The following is a 14,082-nucleotide window of genomic DNA, read 5'->3' as shown; positions in this document are numbered from 1 at the left end:
AACTATAATATAAAGGATTTTTTATGAATGACAATATTTCAATGTATTTCGCAAAACTTTTAGAAAAAGTAGGTATAAAAAGAATATGGGGAATCACTGGTGATTCTTTAAATGGATTAAGTGATAGTTTAGAAAAATTAAATAAGATTGAGTGGATAGGTACAAGGCATGAAGAAACAGCAGCTTTTGCAGCAGGAGCTGATGCTAAAGTAAGTGGAGATATTGCTGTATGTGCTGGTTCTTGTGGACCTGGGAATTTGCATCTTATAAATGGTCTTTATGATTGTCAAAGAAAAGGTGTTCCTATTTTAGCAATTGCTTCACATATTCCTTCAAGTGAGATTGGAAGTGGATATTTTCAAGAAACACATCCCCAAGATTTATTTAAAGAGTGTAGTATATTTTGTGAATTGGTTTCAAACCCTGAACAAATGCCAAATATTTTAGAAACAGCAATAAGACAAGCGATTTTAAAACAAGGTGTAAGTGTAATAGTTATTCCAGGTGATGTTATGTTAAATCCAATGCCTGAAAACTCAAAGTTATTATTAAGTAAGCCTAGTTTGCCAAAAGTATTACCTGATGAGCATGATATAATAAAACTAGCAAAAATATTAAATGAAAATGAAAAGATTACTTTTTTATGTGGGGCAGGGTGTAAAAATGCACATGATGAAGTAATTAAAGTTGCACAATTACTAAATGCGCCAGTTGTTCATGCATTAGGAGGAAAAGAGCATATAGAATGGGAAAATCCAAATAGTGTTGGAATGACAGGACTTATTGGATATGAATCAGGTTATTATGCAATGGATAATTCTGATGTAGTACTTGTCTTAGGTTCTACCTTTCCTTATAAAGCATTTTACCCTCAAGATGCAAGAATTATTCAAATAGATATAAAACCAGAATCATTAGGACGACACTGCCAACTTGATTTAGCATTAATAGGTGATATAAAATCATCTCTTGAAATGTTAATACCAAAAATCGATAAAAAAGAGAATAATATATTTTTAAAGAGTGCATTAAAACATTATAAAAATACAGTTGAGAAATTTGATAAATTAGCAAGTGAAAATAGTAAAGTAGGTTTGATTCATCCTCAATATTTAACAAAACTAATTAATAAATATGCAAGTGATGACGCAATATTTAGCTGTGATGTTGGAACTCCTACTGTTTGGGCAGCAAGATATTTAGATATGAATGGTAAACGAAAACTGATTGGGTCATTTAATCATGGCTCAATGGCAAATGCACTTCCTCAAGCAATTGGAGCAAAAGTTAGTAGTCCTAATAAAGAAGTGATTGCTTTATGTGGAGATGGTGGTTTTGCTATGCTAATGGGAGATTTTCTAACACTTATTCAGCATAAAATTAAAGCTAAAATAGTAATTTATAATAATAGTTCTTTAGGTTTTGTAGCAATTGAGATGAAAGCTGGTGGGTATTTATATGAAAATACAGATTTAACAAATCCTGATTTTTCAGCAATTGCAAATGCTGCTGGAGTAAAAGGTTATAAGGTTGAGAAACCAGAAGAGTTAGAAAGTACAATAAAAGATTTTCTTAAATACGATGGTGCTGCTTTACTTGATGTAACAACAGCAAAACAAGAACTTACAATGCCTCCAAAGATTACTTTTGAAAGTGCTAAAGGATTTGGTATTTATATGTTAAGAACTATTATAAATGGAAAAGGGGATGAATTAGTAGAAGTTGCAAAAGAAAATCTATTAAGATAGAGTTATTTGAATAATTTTACTTAGGATAATTTTTATCTTCTAATAAAATTTATTAATATTGTTTTAAAATTATATATGTATAATTCTTTCATAAAAAAAATAAATAATAAAAAAAAGGAAATAAAATGATAGTAACAAAAAAAGCTCCAGATTTTACAGCTACAGCTGTACTTGCAGATGGTCAAATTGTAGAAGATTTTAATTTATATAATAATATTGGTGAAAAAGGTGCAGTATTATTTTTCTGGCCTTTAGATTTTACATTTGTTTGTCCTTCTGAGATTATTGCTTTTTCAAAAAGAGTTGAAGAGTTTAAAGAAAGAGGAATTCAAGTGATTGGTTGTTCAATTGATTCTGAATTTTCACACTTTGCATGGAGAGAAACACCAGTTGAACAAGGTGGTATTGGAAGAGTTAATTTCCCAATGGTTGCAGATATAACAAAACAAATTGCAAAAAATTATGATGTATTATTTAATGAATCTGTTGCACTTAGAGGTTCATTTTTAATTGATAAAGATGGAACAGTAAGACATGCAGTAATCAATGACTTACCTCTTGGAAGAAATATTGATGAAATGGTAAGAATGGTAGATACTATGATTTTTACAAATGAAAATGGTGAAGTTTGTCCAGCAGGATGGAATAAAGGTGATGAGGGTATGAAAGCAGACAAAGAAGGTGTTGCTGAATACTTAGGTAAAAATGAAGATAAATTATAGGAAATAAAAATGTCAAAATATATAGAATTAAATCAAGATAATATGGAAGAAACAGTAAAAGAGGGTGTGTCATTAGTTGACTTTTGGGCACCATGGTGCGGACCTTGTAGAATGCTAGCTCCTACTATTGATCAATTAGCACAAGAGTTTGATGGTAAAGCAAAAATATGTAAAGTTAATACAGAAGTTGAGCAAGAGTTAACTGCACAATATCAAATAAGATCAATTCCTACTATTCTTTTCTTTAAAGATGGAAAAATAGTTGACCAATTAATTGGAGCAACTACAAAAGGTGCATTAGAAGATAAATTGAACGAATTATTATAAGATAAAAAGAAGACAATAATTTTTGTCTTCTTATTTATTAAAGATTATTTTGGTGGATTATTATATAAAGTACACCAAGCCTCAGGACTTATTGAACCCTCTACTACTTTGCATTTATTTTTATCTGGTAAAAAGTGAATACAGTCTTTACAGGCTTCTCCATTTTTAGGTGTTTCTTGATATTTAAATTGTTTTTTTGAACCTTTTGCTTCTAACCGAGTTGTTGTAAAAGTTACTAAACTAAGAAAAGCCATACTTTTAAAAAAACTTCTTCTTGTAAGTAGTTTACTTAAGTTATTGTTATTATCTTTAGATTCATGTATCATTGAATATCCTTTCCTTTGCTACATTGATTCATTTTGATTATACTAACAGCTTACTTCTAAACTAGTATATACTTACAAATTCATCCTTAATTGATAATAATATATTATATTTAAATAAAATTATTTTTGTTATTAATATGTAATATGTAGTTTATATTAGTTAATTTTTTAAAATAGAAGTATAATTTTATTTATTAGGCTATAATATAAAAAATAAACAAAGGAATTACATGGCTAAGGGAAAAGATACACAAAAAACAGTTAAAACAGCAGCAACAAAAACATTAAAAGAAAAAAGAGCTGAAAAGAAAGCAAAAAAAGCTTCAAAATAATCTAAATAGCGTCTTTAATTGATAAGATATATAAAGTATCTTTTCATTTGAAGATAAATCAAATAAATTCTTAAACAAAAAATCGCCACTTTCTAATTTTTAAACTCCAATTTTATTAAGCTTAAATATATTTAAAATATTAACTTTATTCCTATTACATTAAGAAAAAAGAAGATAAAATAATTTTTAAAAGTAAATTTAAAAATTTATGTTTTTGTATTCTTTTTATATTCACAAGGAGATTTGATTATGTTGGTATTTATTTTATTAGTTGCTGTAGCTTTTATAGTTATAGCTACTAGTAAGTTAAAGTTACATCCATTTATTGCATTACTTATTGCAGCTTATGGTATAGCTATAAGTGTTGGTATGGCTTACATGGAGATTGCAAGTACGATTACTAAAGGTTTTGGTGGAATACTTGCTTATATTGGAGTTGTTATTGTTCTTGGTACTATTATAGGTGTTATACTTGAAAAAAGTGGAGCGGCTATAAAAATGGCAGATGTTATACTTAAAGTAGTAGGAAAAAAACGACCTGTACTTGCAATGTCAGTTATAGGTTATATTGTTTCAGTTCCAGTTTTTTGTGATAGTGGTTTTGTTATTTTAAATGCATTAAAACGTTCAATGGTTAGACAACTAAAAGTTTCTGGTGTTGCTATGAGTGTGGCTTTAGCAACAGGGCTTTTTGCTACTCATACATTAGTTCCCCCAACACCAGGTCCAATTGCTGCTGCTGGTAACTTAATGGTTGATAATTTAGGGCTTGTTATTATATTTGGTATATCAATATCTATTATTACAATGCTTGCTGGTTATTTTTGGGCAGTTCGTTCAGGTAAAATTTATACAAGTGGTGAAGATTCACTTGTTGATTTAGAAAAAGATACTGAAGTATTAGAAAAATACGGAGAATTACCAAGTGCATTTAAATCATTTGCTCCTATTTTCATTCCTATTTTACTTATGGCTACTGCTAGTATTGTTAAATTATCTTTTGGGCATATGAGTGATAGTGCTTTTTATAAGTTGTTTATATTTTTAGGAAATCCAACAAATGCACTATTTATAGGATTATTATTTGCAACTATGCTTTTACCAAAATTTGATGAAGAAAGACTTTCAGGCTGGATTGGTGAGGGTATAAAAAATGCTGGTGAAATACTTATTATTACAGGTGCTGGTGGTGCACTTGGTGCAGTATTAAAAGCTAGTGGAATTGGTACATATTTAGGTGATGCTTTACAAACATTAAGTCTTGGTATTTTCGTTCCTTTTATTATTTCTGCTGCATTAAAATCAGCACAAGGTTCATCAACTACTGCTCTTGTTGTAACTTCAACTATTATGTATCCTCTTCTTGCAAATTTAGGATTAGATAGTGAAATGGGTAAAGTTCTAACAGTTATGGCAATTGGAGCTGGTGCAATGACTGTAAGTCATGCAAATGATAGTTTCTTCTGGGTTGTTTCAAGATTTAGTCAAATGGATGTTGCAACTGCATACAAATCATATACAATGGCAACTTTAGTTCAAGGTTTAGTAACAATTCTTATTGTGTATATCTTAGCAGGAATATTACTATAACAATAAAAAGTGCTAGTTAAAATGATAGCTAGCACTTTTAAATTTCTAATAAGTCTTTTATATTTGAAACTAAACCTTTACTTTTAAACTTTGGTAAAAGATTTATTAAAGCCTCTTGTCCATTAATTAAAATATGCTCTTTTATTAAATCTGTTTTTATATCAGAGTTTAAAATTAACTCTTCAACTTTTGTTGCATTACTTGATTTAACTGCTTGTTGTAGTTGTATTGATAGTGGAATAAAAGTCATTGTCATCCTTTTGTAAAATGTGATGGAATAATGACACTTATTTACTTAAGTTAAATTTATTGTGGTGTTACCAAATTGTAACTTTAAAAAAGGCTAGTGTTTTTTAGTCACTAGTCTTTTGATTTATTTACTATATTTTTTATATTTTCTATTGCTTCTTGATGTCCGCTTATTGCTTTATCATAGGCATCGTATCTTTTTGTGTAAATTGGTTCAAGGTATAAAACTTTGTTTTTTTCTTTTTTAAAAATCATAGTCTCATAAACGTATACGTTGTCGTGTTGATTAAGCCAAGTATGTCTTACGTGCATTTTAATAGTAGATATAAAATATCTTTTATCATCCACACTAGCAATATGTTTCAATTCTAGGTCATGATATTGCATACTAACTCCTAATTTTATTATATTTTGCTATAAGTATATAGCAATATAAATTATCATAAATTTGTTTAAAAGTAGTTATAAAACAAGTTTTGATAAAATGAAAATAAAAAGGATAATTTTGCACTGGATAGAAATTGACAAAGAACATGTTTGGCATCCATATAATTCATTGCCATCTACAACTAAGATTTTGCCTGTAAAAAGAACTGATAAAACATCAATTTTTTTAGAGGATGATACAGAGTTGATTGATGGAATGAGCTCATGGTGGAGTGCAATTCATGGATATAATCATCCAAGATTAAATGAAGCTATTAAAAAACAAGTTGAAATAATGCCTCATATTATGTTTGGTGGAATGAGCCATAAAAATGCAGCAACACTATCAAAAATGTTAGTTGATTTAACAGGTCTACATAGTGTATTTTTATGTGATAGTGGTTCTGTTTCAGTTGAAGTTGCTTTAAAAACAGCTATTCAATATCAAGAAGCAAAAGGTTTAAAAAAATATAGATTTATAGCTTGTGAAAATGCATATCATGGTGATACACTTGCAGCAATGAGTGTTTGTGACCCAAATAACTCTATGCATAGTATTTATGGTTCATATTTACCAAAACATATTTTTACAAAAGCACCTAATATTGGAATTGATAGTGATTGTTCTGAAGCTATTAGTGCTCTAGAAGAAACTTTTAAAAAACATCATGAAGAAGTTGCTGGATTTATAATTGAGCCTGTTGTTCAAGGTGCTGGTGGTATGAGAGTTTATAATCCAAAATTTTTAGAAAAAGCAAAAGAACTTTGTGAAAAATATGATATATTACTAATTGCAGATGAAATTGCAACTGGATTTGGGCATACTGGAAAAATGTTTGCTTGCGAACATGCTAATATAAAACCTGATATTATGACAGTTGGAAAGGGTCTTACTGGTGGTTATATGACTATGGCTGCAATGATTACATCAAGAAATGTAAGTGAAACTATTTCAAATTCAAAGCTTGGTATTTTGATGCATGGACCAACTTTTATGGGAAATCCTTTGGCTTGTTCTGTTGCAATTGAGAGTATAAAACTACTTTTAGAGTCTCCTTGGCAAGAAAGAGTTAATAATATAGAAAATATATTTACGCAAGAGTTAGAAAAAGCAAAGGATTTAAAACTTGTAAAAAGCACAAGAAATATTGGAGCTATTGGAGTAATTGAGTTAAATGACAGCTCACATGCACAAGCTATTCAAGATTTTTGTGTAGAAAATGGCGTTTGGATAAGACCTTTTGGTAAACTAATTTATTCAATAGTTGCTTATAGTATTTGTGAAGAGGATTTAAGAAAAATAGTAAGAGTTATGATTGAAGCTATTAAATCTATAAAGAGTTAAAATGAAAAAAAAAGATTTGAAAAAAATGCTTTCTAATCTTCCTAAACATCCAAATATTTTAGGAAGACATAGATTGTTTAATTCAGCTGTTTTAATTTTACTTGTAAAAAAAGAGGGCGAATATCATATTTTATTTCAAAAAAGAGCGGCTAATATAAGTCAAGGGGGAGATATCTGTTTTCCTGGTGGAGGTTTTGAAAAAGAGCATGATAAAAACTTTAAACAAACAGCACTAAGAGAGACAAAAGAAGAGCTTGGAATTAAAAAGAAAGATATAAAAATTGTAGGTCAACTTGATACAATGGTTGCTCCTATTGGAGCTGTTGTTGAGGTTTTTGTTGGAGTTATAAAGAAAAAAACTTTAAAAACTATGAAAATTGATAAGAGTGAAGTTGAAAAAACTATTTTAATACCTCTATCTTTTTTTAAAAAAAATAAAGCAGTTGAATATACTTTAAGAAGTGAAGTTAAACCTTATCATATAAATGAAAAGGGAGAAAAAGAGATTTATTTTCCCGTAGAAGAGCTTAACCTTCCTAAGTTTTATCATGAACCTTGGGGAAATAAAAGACATAAAGTCTGGGTATATAAATATAAAAATAATGTAATATGGGGAATGACATCTATCATATTATTGGATTTTTTAAATAAATATTAGGAAGAGTAAATGAATAGTGTAATTTTAGATGATAATATAAAGATTCAGCCATCAAAAGTAGTTTGTATTGGTAGAAATTATGTGGAGCATATAAAAGAGTTAAATAATGAAGTACCTGAAAGTATGGTTTTTTTTATAAAACCAAACTCTTCTATTTCATCTGATTTAGTCTTTCCAAAAGAGCATGATTCTTGCCATTATGAAGCTGAGATATCTTTTTTGATTGAAGAAAATAAAATAAGCGCAGTTGGCTTTGGTCTTGATTTAACATTAAGACAATTGCAATCAAAGTTAAAAAAGTCAGGACTTCCTTGGGAAAGAGCAAAAGCTTTTAGAAACTCTGCTGTTTTTTCAAAGTTTGTATCTATAAATAAAGATATTGAACACTTAGAAGTACAACTTTTTGTTAATGAAGAGTTAAAACAAAAAGGTGATATTTCTATGATGATTCATAAACCAAATGAAATTATTAAAGAAGCTATAAGTTTTTTGGATTTTGAAGATGGTGATATTCTTATGACAGGCACTCCTAAAGGAGTTGGAGAGTTTAAAGTAAATGACACTTTTCTTGGAAAAATTTTATATAAAGGTGAAATCCTAATTGAAACGACTTTTAAAGTTAGCTAAAGTTTAAAAGAGTTTAAAAGTAGAATTTATTTTTTTTATTAATCGTATTTGTTGTTTTCTTTGCTATTATTCGTTTAATTGATGCAATTAAAGGTAATTTAATGAAATATAATGAATTAGCAGAAGATGAAAAGTATGTAATTGAGCAAAAAGGTACTGAAAAACCATTTTCTGGTAGATATAATGATTTTTATGAAGAGGGAATTTACAAGTGTAAAAAATGTTCTAAACCTCTTTTTAAATCAAAAGACAAATTCTCATCAGGATGTGGATGGCCAAGTTTTGACGATGAAATAAAAGGTGCAATAAAAAAAGTACCAGATAGAGATGGCAGAAGAATGGAAATCATTTGTGCAAATTGTAATGGTCACCTAGGTCATGTTTTTGAAGGAGAGGGATTTACTTCTAAAAATACAAGACATTGCGTAAACTCTATCTCTTTAGTTTTTGATAGCAAAGAAAAATGTTGTCAAAATCACAGTATTGCTTATTTTGCTGCTGGCTGTTTTTGGGGAGTTGAGTATTACTTCAAAAAACTTGAAGGTGTTTATAGTGTGGTTTCAGGTTATATGGGTGGAGATACGCTAAATCCCACTTATGAAAGTGTTTGTAGTGGAATGAGTGGTCACTTAGAAGCTGTAAAAGTAGAGTATGACTGTTGTGAAATAACTTATGAAGAGTTAGTAAAATATTTTTTTGAAATACATGATTTTACTCAAACAAATGGTCAAGGTCCAGATATTGGAAGTCAATATTTATCTGCGATATATTATATAGATGATAAACAAAAACAAACGGCAATGAAAATTTTGGATTTATTAAGTGATAAAGGTTACATAGTAGCTACTACTTTGCATAATGCAAGTGAGTTTTACTCAGCAGAAGATTATCATCAAAACTATTATGAAAGAACAGGAAAAGTTCCTTATTGTCATACACGAAAAAAAATATTTTAATAAAATAGAGAAAAATTCTCTATTTTATTCTTTTGTTCCTAATATATAGTAAACTTCTTTATTGTTTAGTTTTTGTAACTCAATATTATATTTATCTGCCCAATGAGTTACTTCTTTATGAAACTCTTCTAAAATTTCATCTGCATCATTTCCATCACATTTTATTTTTAAAAATTCAGTTGAATTTGACAATGCAACATACGCATTCATCTTTTTTAAATGGTCATTTAAGCTAATGATATGTTTAGAAAACTTATCAAAACCTTTTGTTGCAGCTATCATCTTTTCCGCTTGTTGAAAAGAACTCTCATTTTTTGTATAGCCTAACTGTGATAAAACTACTTCAGCAGTCATTTGAATCTGCATTATGCACTCTCCTTATAAATATTGTAAATTAAATATAACAAATTTAGTGTAAATAAACTATTAAATTATGCAACTATTGTGGTATATTTTCTATATTGCTTACAGGTTTGCTTATATGGTAACCTTGTGAATAGTTTATCCCCATAGAATCAACAAACTTAAGTGTTTCTTCATCTTCTACAAACTCTGCAATAGTTCTAATACCTAAGCTATCGCATAAAAATTTTATCACACCTACTAATAGTTGAGATTTTCTATCTTTATGGATATTTCTAATTAGTGAACCATCAAATTTTATATAATCAATATATTGACTAAGACTAATAATATGTTGAAAGTTTGCGTAACCACTTCCAAAATCATCAATTGCTATTTTACAACCAAGCTCTTTCATTGTGCTAATAAATCTTTTTATCTCTTTATAGTTTGAAATACTTTCTGATTCAACTATTTCAATTACTAACTTTTTTGCTACACCATACTCATTTATTTTGTATTCTAAATATTTTGTAAAACCTTTTTCTACAATATCTAAAAAACTAAGATTGATTGAGAACTCATAATCTTTATCTTGAAAATATTTAAAAGATTTTTCTATCATGGCGTATGTTAGTTTATTGTATTTTTTTGAATCTTTTGCAATATCCATAAAAGAGTTTGGATATAAAATCTCATTTTTACTATTTTTTATTCTCATTAAGGTCTCAAATTTCTCTATTTTTTGAGTTCTATTATTATAAATTGCTTGGTAGTGTAAGATTACATTATCTTTATCAATAGCTGTTTTTATTGATTTTAATATCTTTAGATTTAGGCTATTTATATCTTTTGATTTAATATTTGGGTCATAAACTAAAATGTCAATTCTTTTTTCAATTGCATAATCTAGTGCCATTTGTGCTTCATGTAGTTTATTTTTACTATTTAAATTTTGGGGATTACTTATTCCTAATGTCAAATCAAGATAAACTGAACTATTTTTGTCAATTAGTATTTCAATATTTTCCAAGTCATTAAATAAAAGTTGTGTAAATTTTATAAGTTGATTTTCATCACTATATTTGTATTTTATTGCAAAAATATTATTTTCAAAGGAATAAATATCATCAAAATTTGGATCATTTTCTTTATAGCTACTTATTAGTCTTCCTGCTTCTTTTAAAATTTTATTTAATGCTGTATATCCATAAACACTTTGTAATTTTTTACAATTATTTATATAAACCAAAATAATTATAGAGTTTGCGAAGTTCTTAGTTTTTTCAAGTTTTTTTTCTAAATAAATAGAGTTCTTTAATCCTGTAATATTATGTGTTATTAACTTTTTTTCATACTCTTTTAGAACTTTATCAGGAAGATTTGCAAAATAAATTGCAAGGGGTATTAAAATAATAAAAGATAAAAAAATAACAATAAAAATAAAATTTTGAGAATCTCTTATACTTAAATTTTGATTTTTATATTTCATTTTAAGTATTAAAATATAGTTTTGATTATTTATATTTGTAAATGTTGAAATGAAATCTTTGCCTTGGCTTAAATTATTGTTTAAGATTTTTTTAGCTTCTCTTTTAGAAAAGTCATTATAAAGTGTACTATTGTTAATGGTATTTAAATTCAAGTTTAAATTTTTATAAAATAAATACTTGCCTTTTTTATTTATCAAAAATAGGTCATATAATCTTGATTCTTTTAGAGTATTAAAAAAGTGTTTTAAATCAACATTTATAACAATAAAATAGTTTTTTGTAATTTGTTTTACAAAATCAATTGTAATAAGATTAGTTGAATTAAAATCAATTGTAGAAACATAAAGATTATTTTTTGAAAACTGTTCAAACTTTGTGATAAGCTCTTTTTTGTTTTTACTACTTAATACATTTTTTATCTTTGAGTTTTTACTTATTTGTATTGTGTTTTTATTGTTTTTATTTAAAAGTTCAATTTGATTTATATTTTCAAAAGTTACTAAATATGAAGAAAAAAGCTCTTTTACAAAATCTTGATACTCTTTTTTTGGATTATTTAGATATTTTTCTAAAGTTTTATTTGAAGATATTGCGTTTATTGAATTTTTATAAGGTTTAAAATAATCACTCATAAAACTCTTTTTATAGCTAATGGATTTTTTTAGATTATCATTTGAAATTTTATGAATATCACTTTTTTTTATGTAGTTAAAAGTTATATAAGTTGTTGCTGTTAGTATTATTCCAAAAATTATTGTTAAAAAAACAAAAAGTTTTTTATAAGATAGGTTGCTTTTCATATAATCGCTTTCTTTTTTTATTTATATTATATTGTATAATAGTAATACTAAAGTATCAAAATAAAAAAATCTAAAAGGAATAAAAGATGAGCATTTTAGTTCAAATGGCTATGTTTCCAACTGATAAGGGTGAAAGTAAGGCAAAAGAGGTTTCAAAGGTAATTGAAGTTATTAAAAATAGTGGTTATAACTATCAGTTGACTTCTATGTGTACTATTATAGAAACAGAAAAAATGAGTGAAGCTTTAAATTTGATTGGTAAATGTTATGAAGTTTTAGAAAAAGCAGGTTGTAAAAGAGTCTATTCAACTATTACTTTTGATATTAGACAAAATCATGAAAACAGAATAAAACAAAAAATAAAATCAGTTGAAGAGTTTATAGGAGAAGTTTCAAAATAGCCTAAAATAGGCTTTTTTGAACTCCAATTTTCTCTTCACCTAAATCTTTTAATTTAAAAGTAAATCTATGTTGATTGCTTCGTCCAAACTCTTTGATTTTTTCTATATGAGCTTTTGTTCCATAGCCTTTATGTTTTTCAAAATTATAGTTTGGGAAATCTTTTGCAATTTCGCACATATATCTATCTCTACTTACTTTTGCTAAGATAGAAGCAGCACTAACTTCAACTACACTTGCATCTGCTTTAATTTTATGTTGTAGTGTAGGAATATTAAAAGAGGTGTTTCCATCCATTAGATATTCACTTGCGTTTACATTTTGCATAATTTCTTGAATTGACTCTTTTATACAAGTGCTTATGCCTTTTGTATCAATATCTTTGGCACTTTTGAAAACTATATGATAATCACTTGATTTTATTACTTCTTTAAAAAGTGCTTCTCTTTTTTTTTCAGTTAATTTTTTAGAGTCATTAAGCTCTTTTATCTGCTCTTTTAGCACTACACCTGCTACTACAAGTGGACCTGCAAGTGGTCCACGCCCAGCTTCATCTATTCCGCAAAGCATTTTTGTCCTTTAATAATAATTCATGTATAATCGTATAGTTTAACAAAACTTAAGGTTTAAGATGAAAAAAATACTATTGATACTAATTGTTTTAATTATTGTTTTTTTCGCATTTTTCTTTTATAAAAAGAATAGTAGTGAAGAAAATATAAATATAGGCTTTATTTCTGGGCTTACAGGAAAATATTCTTCTTTAGGAAATGGTGTTTTAAGTGGTTTTAAATTGGCTTTTGAAGAAATAGAATATAAAATTAATGGTAAAAAAGTAAATATAATCACAAAAGATGACGGACAAGATGAAAAAAAAGCTTTAAATGCTATAAATGACTTAATAAAAAAAGATATAAAAATAGTAGTTGGGAATACGACTAGTTCTATGACAAAGATATCAGTAAACAAAGTAAAAGATAAAAAAGATATCTTACTTATTTCTGCAACTGCAAGTAGTGAAGAGTTCTCGAAAAAAGATGATAATTTTATAAGAACACAAGTATCAAATAGCGCAGAAAAATTTTTGAAGTTGTCAAAATATTTATTGGAAAATAAAAAAGATAAAATGGCTATTTATTATGATTCTAAAAATAATTCTTATTCAAAGGGTGTTATTGAATATGTTAAAAGTTCATATGAAAAAAATAAAAAAGGAACAATAGTTTCAGTGATTGATATAAATGCTGGATTTAAAGCTATTTTAGATGATATTAAAGATAAAAAACCAAATGCAATATTTATGATTGCAAACTCACTTGATGTAGCAAAACTTTCACAATTTTTAAGATTAAAGCACAATGATTCTACTTTTGTCTCTGCTGGTTGGGCAAAAGAGTATAAGTTAATTCAAGAGGGTGGAAAAGCTGTTGAGGGGATGCTTTTTATAACTGCATATGATGATAACTCTAAAAATACAAATTATCTGACATTTAAGTCAAAATATGAAAAACTATATGGGTATGAACCATCAGTCTTTGCAACACAAGCATATGAAACTGCAAAGATTTTAATACAAGCTTTACAAAATACTACTAATCCTATGAAGATTAAAGAGTATATACTTACAAAAAAAATTTTTACAGGTTTACAAGGGCATATTATATTTGATAAGTATGGAGATGTTTCAAGAGAATACTTTATTACAACTATTAAAAATAGTGAATATGAAAGAATAAATTAGC

General features: G+C 27.3%; 16 protein-coding genes. 10 read left to right on the top strand and 6 right to left on the bottom strand.

The window, feature by feature from the left end; translation table 11 throughout:
- Positions 1-23 precede the first annotated feature (23 nt).
- From poxB to trxA, 3 genes are all read left to right on the top strand, one after another.
- Positions 24-1,748: a ubiquinone-dependent pyruvate dehydrogenase gene (gene poxB / locus AMRN_RS10410; protein WP_099309968.1), complete on the top strand. Its 1,725-nt coding sequence runs from the start codon at positions 24-26 to the stop codon at positions 1,746-1,748.
- 125 nt (positions 1,749-1,873) lie between these two features.
- Complete coding sequence (locus tag AMRN_RS10405; RefSeq protein ID WP_099309969.1) at positions 1,874-2,470, top strand: peroxiredoxin; 597 nt, start codon at positions 1,874-1,876, stop codon at positions 2,468-2,470.
- 9 nt (positions 2,471-2,479) lie between these two features.
- Complete coding sequence (gene trxA / locus AMRN_RS10400; protein ID WP_099309970.1) at positions 2,480-2,797, top strand: thioredoxin; 318 nt, start codon at positions 2,480-2,482, stop codon at positions 2,795-2,797.
- Between the two features lie 44 nt (positions 2,798-2,841).
- Here the strand turns inward: trxA and AMRN_RS10395 are convergent, their stop codons facing one another.
- Entirely contained in the window at positions 2,842-3,123 is a 282-nt protein-coding gene (locus AMRN_RS10395; RefSeq protein WP_099309971.1) for an iron oxidase oxidoreductase, read from the bottom strand.
- Between the two features lie 581 nt (positions 3,124-3,704).
- Between AMRN_RS10395 and AMRN_RS10390 the strand changes: the two genes are divergently transcribed.
- On the top strand, positions 3,705-5,045 hold the full coding sequence (locus AMRN_RS10390; RefSeq protein WP_196778509.1) for a GntP family permease: 1,341 nt from the start codon (positions 3,705-3,707) through the stop codon (positions 5,043-5,045).
- A gap of 37 nt (positions 5,046-5,082) precedes the next feature.
- Here AMRN_RS10390 and AMRN_RS10385 read toward each other — a convergent pair whose 3' ends face one another.
- Entirely contained in the window at positions 5,083-5,295 is a 213-nt protein-coding gene (locus tag AMRN_RS10385; RefSeq protein WP_099309972.1) for a hypothetical protein, read from the bottom strand.
- Positions 5,296-5,405: 110 nt separating this feature from the next.
- Positions 5,406-5,681, bottom strand: a complete 276-nt coding sequence (locus tag AMRN_RS10380) for a hypothetical protein (protein ID WP_079579078.1) — start codon at positions 5,679-5,681, stop codon at positions 5,406-5,408.
- Between the two features lie 118 nt (positions 5,682-5,799).
- Here AMRN_RS10380 and bioA point away from each other — a divergent pair, with 118 nt between their 5' ends.
- The 4 genes from bioA to AMRN_RS10360 all read left to right on the top strand — a co-directional run bounded on the left by bioA (position 5,800) and on the right by AMRN_RS10360 (position 9,306).
- Positions 5,800-7,065 (top strand): adenosylmethionine--8-amino-7-oxononanoate transaminase, encoded by a 1,266-nt coding sequence (bioA, locus tag AMRN_RS10375; protein WP_099309973.1) that lies wholly within the window; start codon positions 5,800-5,802, stop codon positions 7,063-7,065.
- 1 nt (position 7,066) lies between these two features.
- Positions 7,067-7,723 (top strand): NUDIX hydrolase, encoded by a 657-nt coding sequence (locus AMRN_RS10370; protein ID WP_099309974.1) that lies wholly within the window; start codon positions 7,067-7,069, stop codon positions 7,721-7,723.
- A gap of 9 nt (positions 7,724-7,732) precedes the next feature.
- Positions 7,733-8,350, top strand: a complete 618-nt coding sequence (locus AMRN_RS10365) for a fumarylacetoacetate hydrolase family protein (protein ID WP_099309975.1) — start codon at positions 7,733-7,735, stop codon at positions 8,348-8,350.
- A gap of 101 nt (positions 8,351-8,451) precedes the next feature.
- Positions 8,452-9,306, top strand: coding sequence for a bifunctional methionine sulfoxide reductase B/A protein (locus AMRN_RS10360; protein ID WP_191282121.1), 855 nt, complete (start codon positions 8,452-8,454; stop codon positions 9,304-9,306).
- 24 nt (positions 9,307-9,330) lie between these two features.
- Here the strand turns inward: AMRN_RS10360 and AMRN_RS10355 are convergent, their stop codons facing one another.
- Both AMRN_RS10355 and AMRN_RS10350 read right to left on the bottom strand, forming a co-directional pair.
- Complete coding sequence (locus AMRN_RS10355) at positions 9,331-9,672, bottom strand: hypothetical protein (protein WP_099309977.1); 342 nt, start codon at positions 9,670-9,672, stop codon at positions 9,331-9,333.
- Between the two features lie 73 nt (positions 9,673-9,745).
- The gene (locus AMRN_RS10350) at positions 9,746-11,941 is read right to left on the bottom strand and encodes an EAL domain-containing protein (RefSeq protein WP_099309978.1); all 2,196 of its coding nucleotides are present in this window, start codon (positions 11,939-11,941) and stop codon (positions 9,746-9,748) included.
- Positions 11,942-12,027: 86 nt separating this feature from the next.
- Between AMRN_RS10350 and AMRN_RS10345 the strand changes: the two genes are divergently transcribed.
- Complete coding sequence (locus tag AMRN_RS10345; protein WP_099309979.1) at positions 12,028-12,342, top strand: MTH1187 family thiamine-binding protein; 315 nt, start codon at positions 12,028-12,030, stop codon at positions 12,340-12,342.
- 1 nt (position 12,343) lies between these two features.
- On the opposite strand, the gene AMRN_RS10340 is transcribed toward AMRN_RS10345, so the two are convergent.
- Positions 12,344-12,910, bottom strand: coding sequence for a ribonuclease HII (locus tag AMRN_RS10340; RefSeq protein ID WP_099309980.1), 567 nt, complete (start codon positions 12,908-12,910; stop codon positions 12,344-12,346).
- A 61-nt stretch (positions 12,911-12,971) separates the two neighbouring features.
- Here AMRN_RS10340 and AMRN_RS10335 point away from each other — a divergent pair, with 61 nt between their 5' ends.
- A complete protein-coding gene (locus tag AMRN_RS10335; protein ID WP_099309981.1) occupies positions 12,972-14,081 on the top strand; it encodes an ABC transporter substrate-binding protein in 1,110 nt (369 codons plus the stop codon).
- Position 14,082: the final 1 nt, after the last annotated feature.

The sequence above is a fragment of the Malaciobacter marinus genome (assembly GCF_003544855.1).
GTDB classification, from domain to species: domain Bacteria; phylum Campylobacterota; class Campylobacteria; order Campylobacterales; family Arcobacteraceae; genus Malaciobacter; species Malaciobacter marinus.
The sequence above is the reverse complement of the archived record's forward strand: the minus strand, read 5'-3'. Positions and strand labels throughout refer to the sequence as shown.